Source organism: Arthrobacter pascens, assembly GCF_030815585.1.
GTDB lineage: Bacteria > Actinomycetota > Actinomycetes > Actinomycetales > Micrococcaceae > Arthrobacter > Arthrobacter pascens_A.
This window is the reverse complement of sequence record NZ_JAUSWY010000001.1, coordinates 1007573-1022946: the sequence shown is the minus strand read 5'-3', so window position 1 is coordinate 1022946 and position 15374 is coordinate 1007573. Positions and strand designations below refer to the sequence as shown.

The 15374-nt window shown below is 65.9% G+C and carries 9 protein-coding genes and 1 pseudogene; 2 read left to right on the top strand and 8 right to left on the bottom strand.

The annotated features are described in order from the left end of the window. Nucleotides 1–5: 5 nt before the first annotated feature. From QFZ30_RS04865 to QFZ30_RS04845, 5 genes and pseudogenes are all read right to left on the bottom strand, one after another. On the bottom strand, nt 6–1745 hold the full coding sequence (locus QFZ30_RS04865) for a glycerol-3-phosphate dehydrogenase/oxidase (RefSeq protein ID WP_307073995.1): 1740 nt from the start codon (nt 1743–1745) through the stop codon (nt 6–8). A gap of 131 nt (nt 1746–1876) precedes the next feature. Further along, the gene (locus QFZ30_RS04860) at nt 1877–3013 is read right to left on the bottom strand and encodes a GuaB3 family IMP dehydrogenase-related protein (protein WP_307073993.1); all 1137 of its coding nucleotides are present in this window, start codon (nt 3011–3013) and stop codon (nt 1877–1879) included. A gap of 124 nt (nt 3014–3137) precedes the next feature. Further along, nucleotides 3138–4997, bottom strand: coding sequence for an ABC transporter ATP-binding protein (locus QFZ30_RS04855; RefSeq protein WP_307073991.1), 1860 nt, complete (start codon nt 4995–4997; stop codon nt 3138–3140). Nucleotides 4998–5085: 88 nt separating this feature from the next. Continuing rightward, a complete protein-coding gene (gene guaB, locus QFZ30_RS04850) occupies nt 5086–6597 on the bottom strand; it encodes an IMP dehydrogenase (protein ID WP_307073989.1) in 1512 nt (503 codons plus the stop codon). Between the two features lie 205 nt (nt 6598–6802). Next, nucleotides 6803–8780: pseudogene (locus QFZ30_RS04845) on the bottom strand (acyltransferase family protein). A gap of 251 nt (nt 8781–9031) precedes the next feature. On the opposite strand from QFZ30_RS04845, the gene QFZ30_RS04840 reads away from it, so the two are divergent. Continuing rightward, nucleotides 9032–10000 carry a DUF389 domain-containing protein gene (locus tag QFZ30_RS04840; protein ID WP_307073988.1) on the top strand — a complete coding sequence of 323 codons (969 nt, stop codon included), beginning with the start codon at nt 9032–9034 and terminating at the stop codon, nt 9998–10000. On the opposite strand, the gene QFZ30_RS04835 is transcribed toward QFZ30_RS04840, so the two are convergent. The 3 genes from QFZ30_RS04835 to QFZ30_RS04825 all read right to left on the bottom strand — a co-directional run bounded on the left by QFZ30_RS04835 (nt 9969) and on the right by QFZ30_RS04825 (nt 14647). Beyond that, on the bottom strand, nt 9969–11078 hold the full coding sequence (locus QFZ30_RS04835) for a flavin-containing monooxygenase (protein WP_307073986.1): 1110 nt from the start codon (nt 11076–11078) through the stop codon (nt 9969–9971). The genes QFZ30_RS04840 and QFZ30_RS04835 overlap by 32 nt on opposite strands. A 214-nt stretch (nt 11079–11292) precedes the next feature. After that, the gene (locus QFZ30_RS04830) at nt 11293–12930 is read right to left on the bottom strand and encodes a helix-turn-helix transcriptional regulator (RefSeq protein ID WP_307073984.1); all 1638 of its coding nucleotides are present in this window, start codon (nt 12928–12930) and stop codon (nt 11293–11295) included. A gap of 193 nt (nt 12931–13123) precedes the next feature. Further along, complete coding sequence (locus tag QFZ30_RS04825; RefSeq protein ID WP_307073982.1) at nt 13124–14647, bottom strand: ATP-dependent DNA ligase; 1524 nt, start codon at nt 14645–14647, stop codon at nt 13124–13126. 63 nt (nt 14648–14710) lie between these two features. Here QFZ30_RS04825 and QFZ30_RS04820 point away from each other — a divergent pair, with 63 nt between their 5' ends. Then, nucleotides 14711–15310 (top strand): dihydrofolate reductase family protein, encoded by a 600-nt coding sequence (locus tag QFZ30_RS04820; RefSeq protein WP_307080045.1) that lies wholly within the window; start codon nt 14711–14713, stop codon nt 15308–15310. Nucleotides 15311–15374 lie beyond the last annotated feature (64 nt).

Sequence of the window (15374 nt, the reverse complement as noted above, 5' to 3'; positions counted from 1 at the left end):
GCCCCTCAGCGCAACGGAACGATGTCTTCCACGCCCAGACGGGCGGCGTCGGCGGATATATCGTCCGGCTGCTGCTGGCTCAGCCGCTCGGCTTCAACGCGTGCAATGTAGTGCTTGATTTCGCTTTCGCGCTGCACATCGCTCCAGCCAAGGACTTCACCCATAAGTTTAGCGACTACCGGCACCGCCGAGACACCGCGGTCCCAGGACTCGATGGAAATCCTGGTCCTGCGCGTCAGGACGTCATGGACGTGCCTGGCGCCCTCATGCGTGGCCGCATAGACAGCCTCGGCCTGCAGGTAGTCGTCGGCACCGGGCAGCGGCTCCGCCAGGGCAGGATTCTCTCCGATGATGTCCAGCACCTCGGATGTCATGGATCCGTATCGGTTGAGCAGGTGCTCCACCCGTGCCACATGCACGCCCGACTCCTCCGCGGTCCGGTTTCGGCGGTTCCATGCAGCCTTGAAGCCGCTGGCCCCAAGCAGCGGGATGGTTTCGGTGCAGCTCGGCGGGACGCGCTCGTCCATTGTGCGCGTGGCCTCGTCAACGGCGTCCTTGGCCATGACCCGGTACGTGGTCCATTTACCTCCAGCCACCACCACGAGCCCTGGGACGGGATGGGCCACGACGTGTTCCCGAGACAGTTTCGCAGTGGAATCGTTTTCGCCGGCCAGCAGGGGACGCAGCCCCGCGTAGACCCCTTCCACGTCCTCCCGGGTGAGGGGCCGCTTCAGTACCTTGTTGACGTGCTCCAGGATGTAGTCGATGTCCTTGCTGGACGCCGCCGGATGGGCTTTATCCAGGTTCCAGTCCGTATCCGTGGTGCCGATGATCCAATGCCGCCCCCACGGGATGACAAACAGCACTGACTTTTCGGTGCGCAGGATCAGCCCCACCGTGGACTGGAACCGGTCGCGGGGCACCACCAGGTGGATGCCCTTGGACGCGCGGACCTTGAGCTGGCCGCGGTCGGTAACCATGGCCTGGGTCTCGTCCGTCCATACGCCGGTGGCATTGATGACCTGCTTGGCCCGGATCTTGAACTGCGAACCGTCCTCATGGTTGACCACCTTGGCGCCAACCACGCGTTCGCCTTCACGCAGGAAGTCCACCACCGACATCTGGTTCACGGCATGGGCACCGTAATGGGCGGCCGTCCGGACCAGATTGGCCACGTATTTGGCGTCATCCACCTGGCCGTCGTAGTAGCGGATGGAGCCCACAAAGGCATCATCCTTCAGGCTGGGGGCCGCCCTGAGCGTGCCCCGACGGGTGAGGTGCTTGTGGAACGGGACTCCGCGGCGGTGCCCGTTGGAGACGGACATGAGGTCATACAGGGCGATGCCGGCACCCACGTAGGGCCGCTCCAGGAAAGGCCTGGTCAGCGGGTACAGGAACGGGACGGGCCGGGCCAGGTGCGGCGCGATTTCGGAGAGCAGCAGGCCGCGCTCTTGCAGCGCTTCCTTGACCAGGCCGAAGTCCAGCATCTCAAGGTAGCGCAGGCCGCCGTGGATCAGCTTCGATGACCGGGATGATGTTCCCGCTGCCCAGTCGTTGGCCTCAACAATCCCCACGGTGAGGCCACGGGTCACGGCGTCCAAGGCCGCTCCGGCGCCCACTATGCCGCCGCCCACAATGAGGATGTCGAGTTCCCCGCCGGGCTCTGTGGTGGCCCTCAGCTGAACAATCGACGCTTCCCTTGCTCCGGGGCCCAGGGCCCCACTGGTGTCTGGAACACTCTTCATCGAACGCCTCCGTTGCAGCTTGTGGCCGTAGTAAACCACCCTACTTCCTCCGTGCACGGTTGCGCAGGCCGGGGCCAGGCCGGTTCAGTCCGGGTTCAACCCGGCGGCGCTGCAGCAGCGTCTGTGGAGCCTCAGTTGCCGGCGTAGGGCGAGACCACGACGTCGACGCGCTGGAATTCCTTGAGGTCCGAATACCCGGTGGTGGCCATCGAACGGCGCAGGGCGCCGATCAGGTTGGACGTTCCGTTGGTGTGGTGGCCAGGCCCGAAGAGGACTTCCTCCAACGGCCCGACGGTGCCTACGTTGGCCCGGTCGCCGCGCGGAAGCTCCGTGTGGTGGGCTTCCTGGCCCCAGTGCCAGCCCTTGCCCGGGGCTTCCTCTGCCCGGGCCAGTGCCGTGCCCAGCATCACGGCGTCGGCGCCCATGGCGATTGCCTTGACGATTGCGCCCGAGCTGCCCATCCCGCCGTCGGCAATCACATGGACGTAGCGTCCGCCGGACTCATCCAGGTAGTCCCGGCGAGCGGCGGCGACATCGGAGATGGCGGAGGCCATGGGCGAATGGATGCCCAGGGCGCGCCGGGTGGTGCTGGTGGCTCCTCCCCCAAAGCCCACGAGGACTCCGGCAGCCCCGGTCCGCATGAGGTGCAGGGCCGGGGTGTAGCCCGCCGCGCCGCCGACGATGACGGGGACGTCCAGCTCGTAAATGAACTGCTTGAGGTTCAGCGGCTCGTGGTCCTTCGAGACGTGCTCGGCGGACACCGTGGTTCCGCGGATCACAAAAATGTCGACGCCGGCAGCCACCACCGTTTTGTAGTGCTCCTGGGTGCGCTGCGGGGTCAGGGAGCCGGCCACTGTCACTCCTGCAGCCCTCATCTCGGCGAGGCGCGACGTGATCAGCTCAGGCTGGATGGGGGCGCGGTACAGCTCCTGCATGCGTCCGGTTACCGCGGGACTGTTGGTCTTGTCCTCAAGGGCACTGATCTCATCCAGGATGGGCTGCGGGTCCTCGTAGCGGGTCCAGAGACCCTCAAGGTCCAGCACGCCGAGTCCGCCCAGGCGGCCCAGCGCAATGGCTGTCTGCGGTGACATTGCCGAGTCCATGGGGGCCGCAATCACCGGCATATCGAACTTGTAGGCGTCGATCTGCCATGAGACAGACACGTCCTTGGGATCGCGGGTACGACGGTTAGGGACGATCGCAATGTCATCCAGGGAGTAGGCACGACGCCCACGCTTGCCACGGCCGATCTCGATCTCGTAAGTCACTGCTCTAGGTTATCCCAGCGAACGCGCCCGCCACTGACGGCCCACGGCGGGGCGACCCGAGATCGCCCATACTGCAGGCAAGGAGTACCCCTCGGCTCGCTAGCCGAGAAGTGAGCGGCGGATTTCAGACGCCCTCAGGCTCTTCCACAGTCAGCTGGGACTCAAACATCCTGAAGTAGCGGCCACGCAACCCGACGAGTTCCTTGTGCGTTCCCTGCTCCACGATGCGGCCGTCCTCCAGCATGTAGACGATGTCGGCTTTCTCTATCGTCGCTAGCCGGTGGCTGATGGCGATGATGGTGCTGCTGCGGTCCGCAAAGAGCCGGGTGAAGATGCGGTGCTCCGCCAAGGCATCGATGGCCGACGTGGGTTCGTCCATCACCATGAACGAAGCGTTCCGGTAGAAATTCCTGGCCATCGCGAGCCGCTGCCACTGACCGCCGGACAACCCGCTGCCCTTCCGGCCGCGCGGGTCCTCCATCCAGTTACTGACGTGGTTGTCCAAGCCGTTGGGCAGCTTGTTAATGAAGTCCAGGGCTTCCGCGTCTCCGGCGGCGCGGCGGATCCGCTCATCGTCCCGGGGCGAATCGACGTCCCCGAAGAAGATGTTTTCGGCGGCGGTGGCGAACTCGTACTTGAGGAACTCCTGGCTCAGCACCGCCAGGTGGCGGTGCCAGGAGGTGACGTCGACGGCGGCGAGGTCCACGCCGTCGAGCATCACCTGGCCGGAATCAGGCCGGTAGAGTCCGGCGAGGATGCGGATCAGCGTGGACTTCCCTGCCCCGTTCTCCCCAACGAGGGCGATGTGCTGGCCCTCGCGGATGGTCATGCTGACGCCGCGGATCACCTCGATATCACTGCCCGTGTACGTGAAGCGGATGTCCAGGAGTTCCACGGACTTCGGCGCCTGCAGGAGGGGCGGGGCCTGAACCGAATGCACCGGCAGGGCCATGAACAGTTCATAGTCCTTGAGGTTGGCCAGGTCCTCGTCGATCGAGCTCATGGAGGAGACGAGGCTGTTGGCGGTGGACAGGGCGCGGCTGACGATCTGCTGGACATAGAGGAACTGGCCAACCGGCTGGGCACGGGCGATGATTTGCCCCACCACCCAGATCAATGAGACCACCTCCGCGCCGTACTGGAGGGCATCGGCAGCAAGCTGTTTAGGGATATAGCGCTTCTGGAAGTCGAGGCGGCGGCGCTCGTCCGCGTCGCGGAGCCGGGACCGGAAATCCATCAGGTAGCCCACGATGCCGTACAGGCGCATTTCGGCGATGTGCTGCGGCCGGAGGAGGTTGGTCTCGATCATCCTGCGCTGGCGTCGGGAGTCCACCTGCGTGTTCCAATGGGCAATCTGTTCCCTGGACAGTTTGAACTGGAGGTACACACTGGGCACGATCGCGACGAGGACGATGACGGCGATCCACCAGCTGACCAGCAGCAGGGCGCCGATGGCAAGGATTACCGAGACCAGCTGGGTGAAGATGGCCGCGATGCGGTCCAGGACCCGTGCGTAGGAATCGGAGAAGCGCTTGGCGCGGTCGTACAGGTCAACCGTCTCCTTGTCGTCGTAGCGCCAGAATTCGAGCGCCAAAAAACGGTCATACATCAGGTCGCCAACGATGGCGCCCACCTTGAAGCTCATGAGCTGCTGGATGTAGCGGTCCACGCTGCTGAAGGCTCCCCAGAAAAGTCCCAGGGCCGCAGTGATGATGACGTAGACGATGGCCTGCTGGCCGGCCGCGGCATCGCCGGCGTAGGCCGCCGCGAGCGCCGTCGTGGTGAGCGAGGCGAAGTAGGTGGTGACCAGCGGCAGCAGTGCCGAAATCAGGGAACCAACAACCTTCATCACCACCGCGGCCGGCGAGGCCCGGAAACTGACCCGCAGTATCTGGGCTACGGCACGTGCGTACGGCCGGATGGCAAGCTTTCGCTTGGGATCCTGCTTGGGGGTAAGCCCTGAGGGGTGCCGCGCTTCGGACATGATTACAGCCTAGTTCTGCCCGGCGCGTGGGCCCACGGCGCCCGGGTTCCCTGGCCGCAGCGAAGCGAGGACAGGGAGGCGCCGGGGACTAGCGCGAACCGTAGTTCGGGGCCTCCACCGTCATTTGGATGTCGTGGGGGTGGGACTCCTTGAGCCCGGCCGAAGTGATGCGGACGAACTTGCCGCGGGCCTTCAGCTCAGGAATGGTGGGGGAACCGACGTAGAACATCGTCTGGCGAAGCCCGCCCACCAGCTGGTACGCCACCGAGGCCAGCGGGCCGCGGTAGGCAACGCGTCCTTCGATGCCTTCCGGGATCAGCTTGTCGTCACCGGAGACATCGGCCTGGAAGTAGCGGTCCTTCGAGTAAGAGGTGTTCTTCCCTCGCGACTGCATGGCCCCCAGCGAACCCATGCCGCGGTAGCTCTTGAACTGCTTGCCGTTGACGAAGATCAGTTCGCCCGGCGATTCGTCACACCCGGCCAGCAGGGAACCCAACATCACGGTGTCGGCTCCGGCGACGAGCGCCTTGCCGATGTCGCCCGAATACTGCAGGCCGCCGTCGGCAATCAGCGGGACTCCGGCAGGGATTGCTGCCTTGGCGGATTCGTAGATGGCGGTGATCTGCGGGACGCCCACCCCGGCCACCACGCGGGTGGTGCAGATGGAGCCCGGACCCACGCCTACCTTGATGCCGTCAGCGCCGGCGTCGATGAGTGCCTGGGCACCTTCGCGTGTTGCCGCCTGGCCGCCGATGATGTCCACATGGGCTGCAACAGGGTCCGACTTCAGGCGGCGGATCATGTCCAGCACACCCTGGGAGTGGCCGTTGGCGGTGTCAACGAACAGGGCGTCGACGCCGGCATCGACCAGTGCCATGGCGCGTTCCCAGCCGTCGCCGAAGAAGCCGATGGCGGCACCTACCCGGAGGCGCCCCTCTTCGTCCTTCGTGGCGAGTGGGTACTGCTCTGCCTTGGTGAAGTCCTTAGTGGTGATGAGGCCCTTGAGCCGGCCCTGCTCGTCAACGAGCGGAAGCTTTTCGATCTTATTGGTGGCCAGCTTATGGGAGGCTTCCTCCCGGCTGATGCCCACGTGCCCGGTGACCAGCGGCATCTTGGTCATGACGTCGCTGACAAGCCGCAGCGGGAAGTCTGCCTCCGGGACAAAGCGCGTATCCCTGTTGGTGACGATGCCCAGGAGACGCATACCCTCATCCACCACGGGCAGCCCGGAAACGCGGTACTGGGAGCAGATCTCGTCCAGTTCCGCCAGTGTGGCCTCAGGGCCGATGGTCAGCGGGTTGGTGATCATGCCGGATTCGCTGCGCTTGACGCGGTCCACCTGGTCGGCCTGGTCCTGGATGGACAGGTTGCGGTGCACCACGCCCAGGCCGCCCTGCCGGGCCATCGCGATGGCCATCCGGGATTCCGTCACGGTGTCCATGGCGGCTGAAAGCAGCGGCGTCTCCACCGTGATCCGCTTGGAGATCCGTGAGGAGGTGTCGGCGTCGGACGGGATGACGTCGGTGTGTCCAGGGAGGAGCAGGACGTCGTCGTAGGTCAGGCCAATGAAGCCGAACGGGTTGTGCTCGGGCTGGGTCATGAGTGCGCCTCTTACCTTGGTTATTGATTCACTGGCAGGGGTTGCAGCTGATGACCAGCCCGTCATTACGGGACTGGTCCGTGCAGTGGTTCTTTGTGCAGGGTTCAGTGCAGAAAGTGTTGAATAAATATTAGAACCTCGCGGCCGATCCCCCTATTCCTCGGGGCCAATGTGAGCAACGGCATAGGGGTGCGGACGGCCCTGTTCAGACCCAGCCCGTGGCGGCCAGGAGCCGCTGTTCGAACATGGGGATCATGCTCTGCACGTAGGTCTTGGTGAGATGGTTGTTGTCCTTGTACACGTACACGTTGCCCACAACGGCTGGGCACGTGCCGGCAGCACAGATCAGGTCGCTCAGGTCCATGAGGTGCAGCCCCTCCACCTTGCCGCGGTAGCTGTCCAGCGGCGAGGACTCCGCCAGTGACTCGTTGAGCGGCGCGTTACATTCGGGCGCGTCGGCACCGTTCTTCTGGACGCACTCGGGCATGTTGATGCTGAACCGCGGATTGTCCCGCACGCCCACCACGTCCATCCCGGCGTCGGTGAACGGCCGGATTCCCTCAAGGTAGCCGGGAACCTCCGTTTCGAAGGGTGCCTGCGATTGGGTCAGCGACGCAACGGTGAACACGGCGTCCGGCCGGTGCTCCATGACGTAGGCGGCGCTTGCCCGGTTGAAGGCATTGCAGGCTTCGTCCCGTTCGGACGATTCGGCGCCGAAGCGGCAGTTGCCCTTGAGCAGCGTCACCACTTCCCAGCCGTGTTCCTTGGCGACCGGGCCCAAGGCGGCCATGTACTGTTGCGCGTGGGAATCGCCCAGCACCACGATTCTCTTCGTGACGGTCTCCCGGCCTGGTGTTCTGCAGGCAGCCGGCCAGTAACGGGTCGGAGGGCACGTTGGCATCGGTGCACAGTCCATCGATGTCCGCCCATTCGTTCTTCATGGCAGCCGGGACAGGGATGATCCGCCCTTCGGGGGTGGGTTTTCCGGCGTATTCCGGCGCCAGTGATGCTGCCCCCGGAGTCAGCTCACGGGGCTGCGCGGCTGCCGCCGCTTCCTCCGCCGTAAGGCTTGTTTGCCAGACTGCCACGGGCCCGGCGAGCACCGCGCAGCACGCAGCAATCACGACGGCGGTGCGCCAGGCCCGCAATTGCGGCCAGTGCCATTCGCGCAGCGGCTTTTCCACAAAGCGCGTGGTGAGGACGGCCAAGGCAATCGACGCGGCAACAATGCACAGGCCCTGTACGAGGGTTGGGGACTCGATTCCGGCTCCAGCCAGAGCCAGGACCAGCACGGGCCAGTGCCACAGGTACAGCGCATAGGAGTTGTCCCCCAACGCCACCAGTGGTTTCCAGCTCAACAGCCGGTCCACGCCAAACCGGCTCCCGCTCTGGCCAGCCACGATGATGGCGGCAGCCGCCAGGGTGGGCCAGAGCGCGACGTATCCCGGGAAGGACCGGTCCACGGTCAGCAGCAGCCCGCACGACACCATGGCGGCAAGGCCTGCCCAGCCGAGGACTATGCGGAGCACCTTGCCCGGCTTCAGGTACGGCATGGCCAAGGCCAAGAGCGAGCCCAAGGCGAATTCCCAAAGCCGGGTCCTGGTGTCGAAGTAGGCGTACGCCTGGTTCGTCGCCGTCTGTTCGATCGAGAAGATGAGGGATGCAATGAAGATGCCAGCGAAGGCTACCAGCATGACGAGCCGATAGCTGACGTCGGCCCGAAGGAAGAGGCGACGGCGGTACCGCCTGAGGAGCCGCCAGACGAGGGCGGCACCCGCGAAGATGAGTGGCCACAGGATGAACACCTGGCCCTGGATGGACAGGGACCAGAAATGCTGCAGCGGGCTGGCGCCGGAGTGGTCCTGCGCGTAGTAGTCCACGGCAGTATCGGCCAACAGCCAGTTCTGACGGTAAAGCAGCGAAGCCCATGCCTGGTCCAGGACGTCCGGCCAGCGACTCTGCGGCAAGAACAGCCAGGTGCCTGCCAGGATGCCCAAGAGAACCACGACGGCCGCCGGCAGCAGCCGCTTCAAGAGGTGCAGCCAGTGCGAAAGCAGGTTGAAGGACTTTCCTGCTTCGACTCTCCGTACGAAGGAGAGGGTCAGCAGGAAGGCGGAGATGAGCAGGAAGATGTCAACCCCGCCGGACACCCGTCCCAGCCACACGTGGTAGGTCACCACCATCAGGACGGCGAGCGCCCGGAGCCCCTGGACCTCCGGGCGGAACGTTGATTTCCGCCTGCCAGGGCCGGCTTCGCGAACACGGCCGGATGCAGACTCGGTTCTCGCTATCGACACAAAGCACCTCTCACAGCGGGTAACCAAAGCATCTATGTTACCGATCCGTAATTTCAAAGACCAATCAGTCCCGTTGTACCGGCCCGGCCGGGCGCCCCGGAACCTATGCTGGGTTGAGGCCAGGGAAGGGAGCCGCCGTGATAGTCCAGCTGCGCATTTGCGTTCCCGGAGAGCTCTCCGCAGTAGTGGTGGAATGCTGCACGGAACAGACAGGAACCGCTGAGGTGGCACTACACCCAGATGCGTCGGTGGTGCCTCCCGGCGATGTCATCGAGGTCCAGATTGCCCGTGAATCCGTGGAGGAGCTGCTGGAGAAACTTCATGTCCTGAAGGCGCGCGAGGTGGGTTCAATTGCCATCTCGATGCCGGACCTGGTCCTGTCCACGCGGGCGGAGCGTGCTGAGTCAACGGCGCCGGGCGACGGTGCTGACGCGCTGATCTGGGATGAGGTGACCCGCCAGACCGGTGAGGACTCACGGCTCACATGGAGCTACCTTGCCTTCCTGGTATTGGCCACCCAGCTGGCTGCCATCGGAATAGTCACGAATTCCACCATCGCCATCGTGGGCGCCATGGCGGTGGGGCCGGAGTTCGGTCCGCTGGCCGCCCTGGCCGTCGCCCTAGCCAGGCGCCGGTGGACGCTGGGCCGGCATGCGGCGCTCGCGCTCGGCGTCGGCTTCCCGGTGGCCATGCTCCTTGCGGCCCTGACCACCTGGCTGTCCGCGCCGCTGGGACTTTTTCCGGCCGATGCGTTGGACGCCGGGTCCGCGGTCGAGTTCATCTACCATCCCGGACCGTATTCGCTGATCGTTGCGGTACTGGCCGGTGCGGCCGGGATGCTGTCGGTCATCAGCCGTCGTTCGGCTGCGCTCATCGGTGTGTTCATTTCCGTGACCACCGTTCCGGCGGCCGGGTTCGTGGCTGTGGCACTGGTCCTCGGCGAATACCAGAAGGCTGCCGGCTCGGCACTTCAGCTGCTGCTGAACCTCGTGGGCATCGTCGTGGCGGCGTCGGCTGTGCTGGTCTTTTACCGGCTGGTCTCCAACCGATTGCCCGAGGGCACGGCCCGCCAGCTCAGGTGGCAGCTGAGGCGGGCTCGAGGCTGACCGGAACCGGGATCCTTCCTGCCAGGTAACGTGCGTCCCGGCACGAGCCCGGAAGGGTTGCCGACACCGCTGCGTACATGAATTCCTGTCCCAGGAAGAACAGCCCGGGAGAATCAAGCGCCACGCCGCGTTCCTGCCGGGGCAGCCCTCCGTCGTCGAGGAGGGCCGGATCGATCCAGCTGAAATCATCCTTGAATCCGGTGCACCAGATCACGTTCGAAACCTCCAGCCGCGTTCCGTCTGCCAGGACAGGCAGGCCGTTTTCCGCCCCAGCGACCCGCGGGACAAACCGGACACCAGCGGCTGCCAAGTCCTTGGACTTGGTCCGGATCAAGGGGGCGGCGTGGGCTTTGACGGCCGCCGCCGCCTTGCGGCCGATCGGCGTGCTGAGAGTGAGGACGTGGAGTCCGAGGAACCGCACCAGGGGCAGGACGAAGCGTGCAGCTGTCCTGCCATGCCTCACGGGAATCTCCCCCGCGGGTTTGCCGGCCAGGAGCGTCTGGTGGGTGCGGCAGACCTCAATGCCGATCTCCGCTCCCGAGTTCCCCAGTCCGACCACCAGCACCGGCCCTTCCTGTAGCTGCGCCGGATTCCGGTATTCGCTGGAATGGAACTGGACGATGGCCGGCGCCAATTCCGCCGCGAAGCCAGGCACTTTCGGTGATTGGCTGGAGCCTGTCGCCACCACAACGTTGCGCGCCTCCCAGCGGTGACCGTTGGAGGCGGCGATAAAGCGGTCTGCTTCGCGCCAGAGCCGCTGCACGCGGACGCCGTTGAGGACCGGCAGCTCGAATCTTGCGGCATAGCCTTCGAGATACGCAGCCACGTCGTCCTTGCTGGGGAAGGACAGCGGATCAGCGGGGAACGGTGCGCCGGGGAGTCCGTCGTACTTTGCCGGGGTGAAAAGACGAAGTGTGTCCCACCGCTGGCGCCACGCGTCACCGATTCTGGGGTTTTCATCCAGCACCACGAACTTCCGGCCCTGGCTCTTCAGGTAGTGGCCGATGGCAAGACCTGCTTGCCCGCCGCCGATAATCATCGTGTCCAGCGTGCCGGTCACGCCTTTGTTGTTGCTCATGGCTGCTCTCCTCCTTGGCTAGTCGCGATTCCTTGAGCTGAACATCCCGGGCTCCCTGATGACCGGATTCCTGCGGCGGACACCACCGTTGGAGGGGTGCCGGACAGGACCGGGAGGTTCATGCTTTGAGACTATGGCCGGGCCCAGGCACTCCGCGTCGGCCGAATCATGCAACTGGGCGGCGCCCCTGTGGGTATTTATGTGCAGGCCGCCGTCACCCTGCGAGTCCGTGCTCGTATGCATAACTGGTGGCGGCCGTCCTGGACGACAGTCCCAGTTTGAGGAAGATGTTGCTCATGTGCCGGGCCACGGTCTTCTCGCTCAGATAGAGTTCAGCAGCAATCGTACGGTTGGCCTTGCCGGATGCCACAAGGCGGAGCACTTCCCGTTCACGCGGTGTCAGCGGGCCGGGCTCGACTTCACTGTCTTCATGTATCAGCGATGCCGCCGAGGCTGCCGCCGGAGCCGCCCCAAGTGCCAGGAATTCCGCGTGGGCTGCTTCGAAATCCATCAGTGCCGACGCCTCGTCGCCCAGGGCCCGGCAGGCTTGGCCGGACAACACCCGGCAGCGGGCCGCCTCGAAGGGGACACCCAGTTCCAGCCACAGCGTCCATGCCTGCCGCAGCGACCGCAGGGCACCTGAAGCGTCACCCACCGCAAGGCGCACCGCTCCGTCAGACTGCCAGGACACGGCACGGAGCATTGGCGTGGGGCATTCCAGAGCGAAGGCCCCCAACTCGTCGGCAGCTAGCCGCGCCGCCTCGGGATCCGGGACTGCAAGCTCGATTTCGACCAACGCAGGCAACAAGTGCCGGCGGGAGGCTGGATCGGCATTGGCGGCAGCCCGTCGGATCAGGGCCTGGGCCTGGACCGCCTCGCCGCGCGCCAACCGCAGCAGGGCGAGGCCCGGCTGCGGTTCATCGCCCTCCCGGACGGCCTGCCGGTAAGATGCCTCGGCTGCATCCAACTTGCCGGTGAGCCGCTCCACCTCCCCCTGCTGGTAGTAGCCGCCGTACCGCGCCTGCGGATCACCCCTGGCCGAAAGCACCTGAGCCGCGGCGGCCGCCTCCATGGCCTCAGGCCAGGCCCCGTGCAGGCGGAAGAGCTCGGCGCGGTGGGATTGGCACTGCCCGCTGAAGGCCAGCATGTCGGGGCGGCTACTGCACCAGTGGTCCAGCGCGGCTGTCCATTCCAGTGCCCTTCGCAGGTCAAAAACCAGGTGGCAGTTGCCGATGACGGCGCAATAGACAATTCCGGAGGGGATCGGAGACAGCTCGCCCGCAGTCACTGCCACCATCACCTCATCAAACATCCGGAGGCCGTCGTCGGCATGCCCAAGCATGATGGTGGCCTGACCCGTCCCAAGCAGCGACAGCGCGGCAAGGTCCCTGTCCTGGAATCTCCGGCCGTACACACCTATCTCGGAGAAAATCTCGAGCGCACCTGCCGGGTCGCCGCCGTACAGCTTCCCCAGTGCTGCTGGAAGCAGCAGGAGGCCCCCCACAGCAGACGGTTCATCAAGTTCATCCAGGAGCCTCCGGCCGCGCGCGAACCAGCCCCCTGCACGGGCCATCTCTCCGAGGTTCATCAGCTGGATCCCCAGCCAGCCTGCACAACGGGCGGCGCCCTCAACGTCGCCGACAACCAGGAACTCTTCATGGGCCCGGGTCAGCGTGTCAATGCCTGCAGTGGTGTTGCCGGTCAGGATTTCCGCGGTGGCAAGCCGCTCAAGGTCAGGCGCCGGAAGTCCCCCACGCCTGTCGGCGTCAAGCAAGTTCTCAAAGGCGTCCGTCCAGCGTTGCTCCCTGAATGCTGACCGGCCCTGGTCAATGCCCGCCCCGGACGCTTCCACCCTGCCTCCTTCGGACACCACCCGGCACGCCGGAGCGGCTCCCGTCACTCCTCAAGCCACGGTAATAAGCGCCACGGTACGCCCGCTGAAGAGCCGGCACAAGCGGTCCGCAGGTGCCACGTGGAGACCTGATTCTGGTGTCATTCGCCGCGGCATCGGATGCGGCTGGCCCGAAGGATTCCTCCTCATGCGGCTACGAACGCAGCAGCGCGCGCAGGGTCTGAATGGTGTCAGCCTCCGCCGTCGTCTTGTCGTCGCGGTAGCGCTTGACGCGTGCGAACCGAAGGGCGATCCCGCCCGGATAACGCGAGGAATGCTGCACGCCGTCAATCGCGATCTCCACCACGGTGACAGGCTCAACCCAGACGGTGCCCGCCGTGCGCCGCATCTTAAGCTCCTGGAACCTCTCAGTCTGCCAGCGCAGCAGCGCGTCCGTGAGGCCCTTGAAGGTCTTGCCCACCATCACGTAGCCGCCGGGTTCGCCGAACTCGCCGCTCGGGTCGAGGGCTCCGAGGTGCAGGTTCGACAGCAGCCCGGTGCGCCGTCCCGACCCCCACTCGCAGGCGAGCACCACCAGGTCGTAGGTGAGCACAGGCTTCACCTTGACCCAGTTGGAACCACGCCGACCGGCCGCGTAGGCCGATCCGACGGCTTTCACCACCACGCCCTCATGGCCCGCGGCGAGCGCATCCCGCGACACTCTCTCAGCAACGGCCGCATCCGCCGTGATCTCCCCGGGGATCCGGTACCGGGGGGCGATGCGTTCGAGAACGCCGATTCGCGTGGCCAGCGGCTCGTCGAGCAGGTCGCGCCCGTCGATGTGCAGCACGTCGAAGAACCAGGGATGAAGCAACGTGCTGCGCGCGGCGTCCGCCCCGAACCGCGACATCGTCTCCTGGAAAGGCCGCGGTCCGCCGTCCTCGTCGAGGGCCAGGGTCTCGCCGTCGAGGATCACGTCGCGCACCGGCAGTCCGCGCACCACCTCCACCACCTCGGGCAGCCGGTGGGTCACCTCGGCCAGGGTGCGGGTATAGATGCGCACCTCATCGCCGAGCCGATGCACCTGGATCCGAGCGCCGTCGAGCTTGTATTCCACGGATGCCTCCCCCGTGGCCTCCAGCGCCGCGCCTGCGCTGCCCGCGGTTGAGGCGAGCATGGGCTGCACGGGACGTCCGACGACGAGACCGACGGCATCGAGTTGGGCCGCCGTGCCTGTGACCGCCAAGAGGGCGGTCCCGCCAAGATCGCCGGAGAGCATGGCTGCCCGGCGTACAGCGCCGACGGGCCGACCCGCGGCGCGGGCAACCGCATCCGTCAGAACCCCCTCAAGCGCACCGGTACGCAGTTCACCGAGCAGCACGCCAGCGATGAATGCCTGCTCGCGCTCGGTGGCTGCCGCCGTGAGCAACCGGAGGGTCGCGGCGCGCTCCGCGGCCGATCCAGCGCCTGCGGTGACGAGCAGCCGATCCAGCGCTGCATCGAGGTCAGCGACAGTAAGACTCGGCTCGGCGGCCGGCTCCCCCATGGCCGCTGCCATGCCGCGCCAGCCGATCCCTACCCGGCCCTGCCGCGGCTTGGCGATGAGCAGGCCCACGGCCGTCGCGATCTCCTCGGGCTCGAGCCGGCGCAGCAGGTCGGCCAGTGCATCGACCTTCGCCAGCCGGGAGCGGGTTGACGCGACGGCATCCGCGGTTCTCACGAGCTCGTCGAGCAGCATGGCACCAGTCTGCCACGCCAGCTGATGCTGGACAGGGCCGGAATGCAGTTCCAGACTGGACGCATGGGAATCATCGTCGCGAACCTGTTCATCACCCTCGACGGCGTCTACCAGGGCCCCGGCGGCCGAGAGGAGGACCCCGAGGGCGGCTTCGCCTTCGGTGGCTGGCAGGCGCCGGTATCCGATGACGAGGCCGGCGCTGCCATCGGCGAAGAGATCGCCCGCATCGATGCCCTGCTTCTCGGCCGGAAGACCTACGACATCTTCGCTGCCTACTGGCCCCACCAGTCCGACGAGATCGGCGGCACGCTCAACCGGGTGCCCAAGTTCGTCGTCTCCAGCACGCTGACGGATCCAAGCTGGGCGGGCACCACGGTGCTGCCAGACGCCGCGGCCGCGGGTCGGCTCCGGGAGGAGTACCACCAGGTGCACATGTTCGGCAGCGGCGTCCTCATCCGTTCGCTGCTTGCGGCCGACGTGATCGACCGCCTCCACTTCTGGCTCTATCCGGTCACCCTCGGGCAGGGCAAGCGCCTCTTCGACGCCGGGACCGTCCCCGCTTCCTTCCGCCTCGCCGAGCCGGCGCGCAGCTTTCCGAAGGGAGCAGTGTCGCTGGTCTATGAGCGCGCGGGCGACGTCGAGACGCAGGAGATGGGCACTTAAGGCGGTAGCCGGCCCGGCGCACACAAAAACCGGCCCAGCGGATGCTGGACCGGTTCTTGTTGCG

Coding starts and splice junctions, on each gene's coding strand:
- QFZ30_RS04865 (WP_307073995.1), bottom strand. CDS start 1,745: ATGAAGAGTGTTCCAGACACCAGTGGGGCCCTGGGCCCCGGAGCAAGG.
- QFZ30_RS04835 (WP_307073986.1), bottom strand. CDS start 11,078: ATGAGCAACAACAAAGGCGTGACCGGCACGCTGGACACGATGATTATC.
- QFZ30_RS04855 (WP_307073991.1), bottom strand. CDS start 4,997: ATGTCCGAAGCGCGGCACCCCTCAGGGCTTACCCCCAAGCAGGATCCC.
- QFZ30_RS04820 (WP_307080045.1), top strand. CDS start 14,711: ATGGGAATCATCGTCGCGAACCTGTTCATCACCCTCGACGGCGTCTAC.
- QFZ30_RS04825 (WP_307073982.1), bottom strand. CDS start 14,647: ATGCTGCTCGACGAGCTCGTGAGAACCGCGGATGCCGTCGCGTCAACC.
- guaB (WP_307073989.1), bottom strand. CDS start 6,597: ATGACCCAGCCCGAGCACAACCCGTTCGGCTTCATTGGCCTGACCTAC.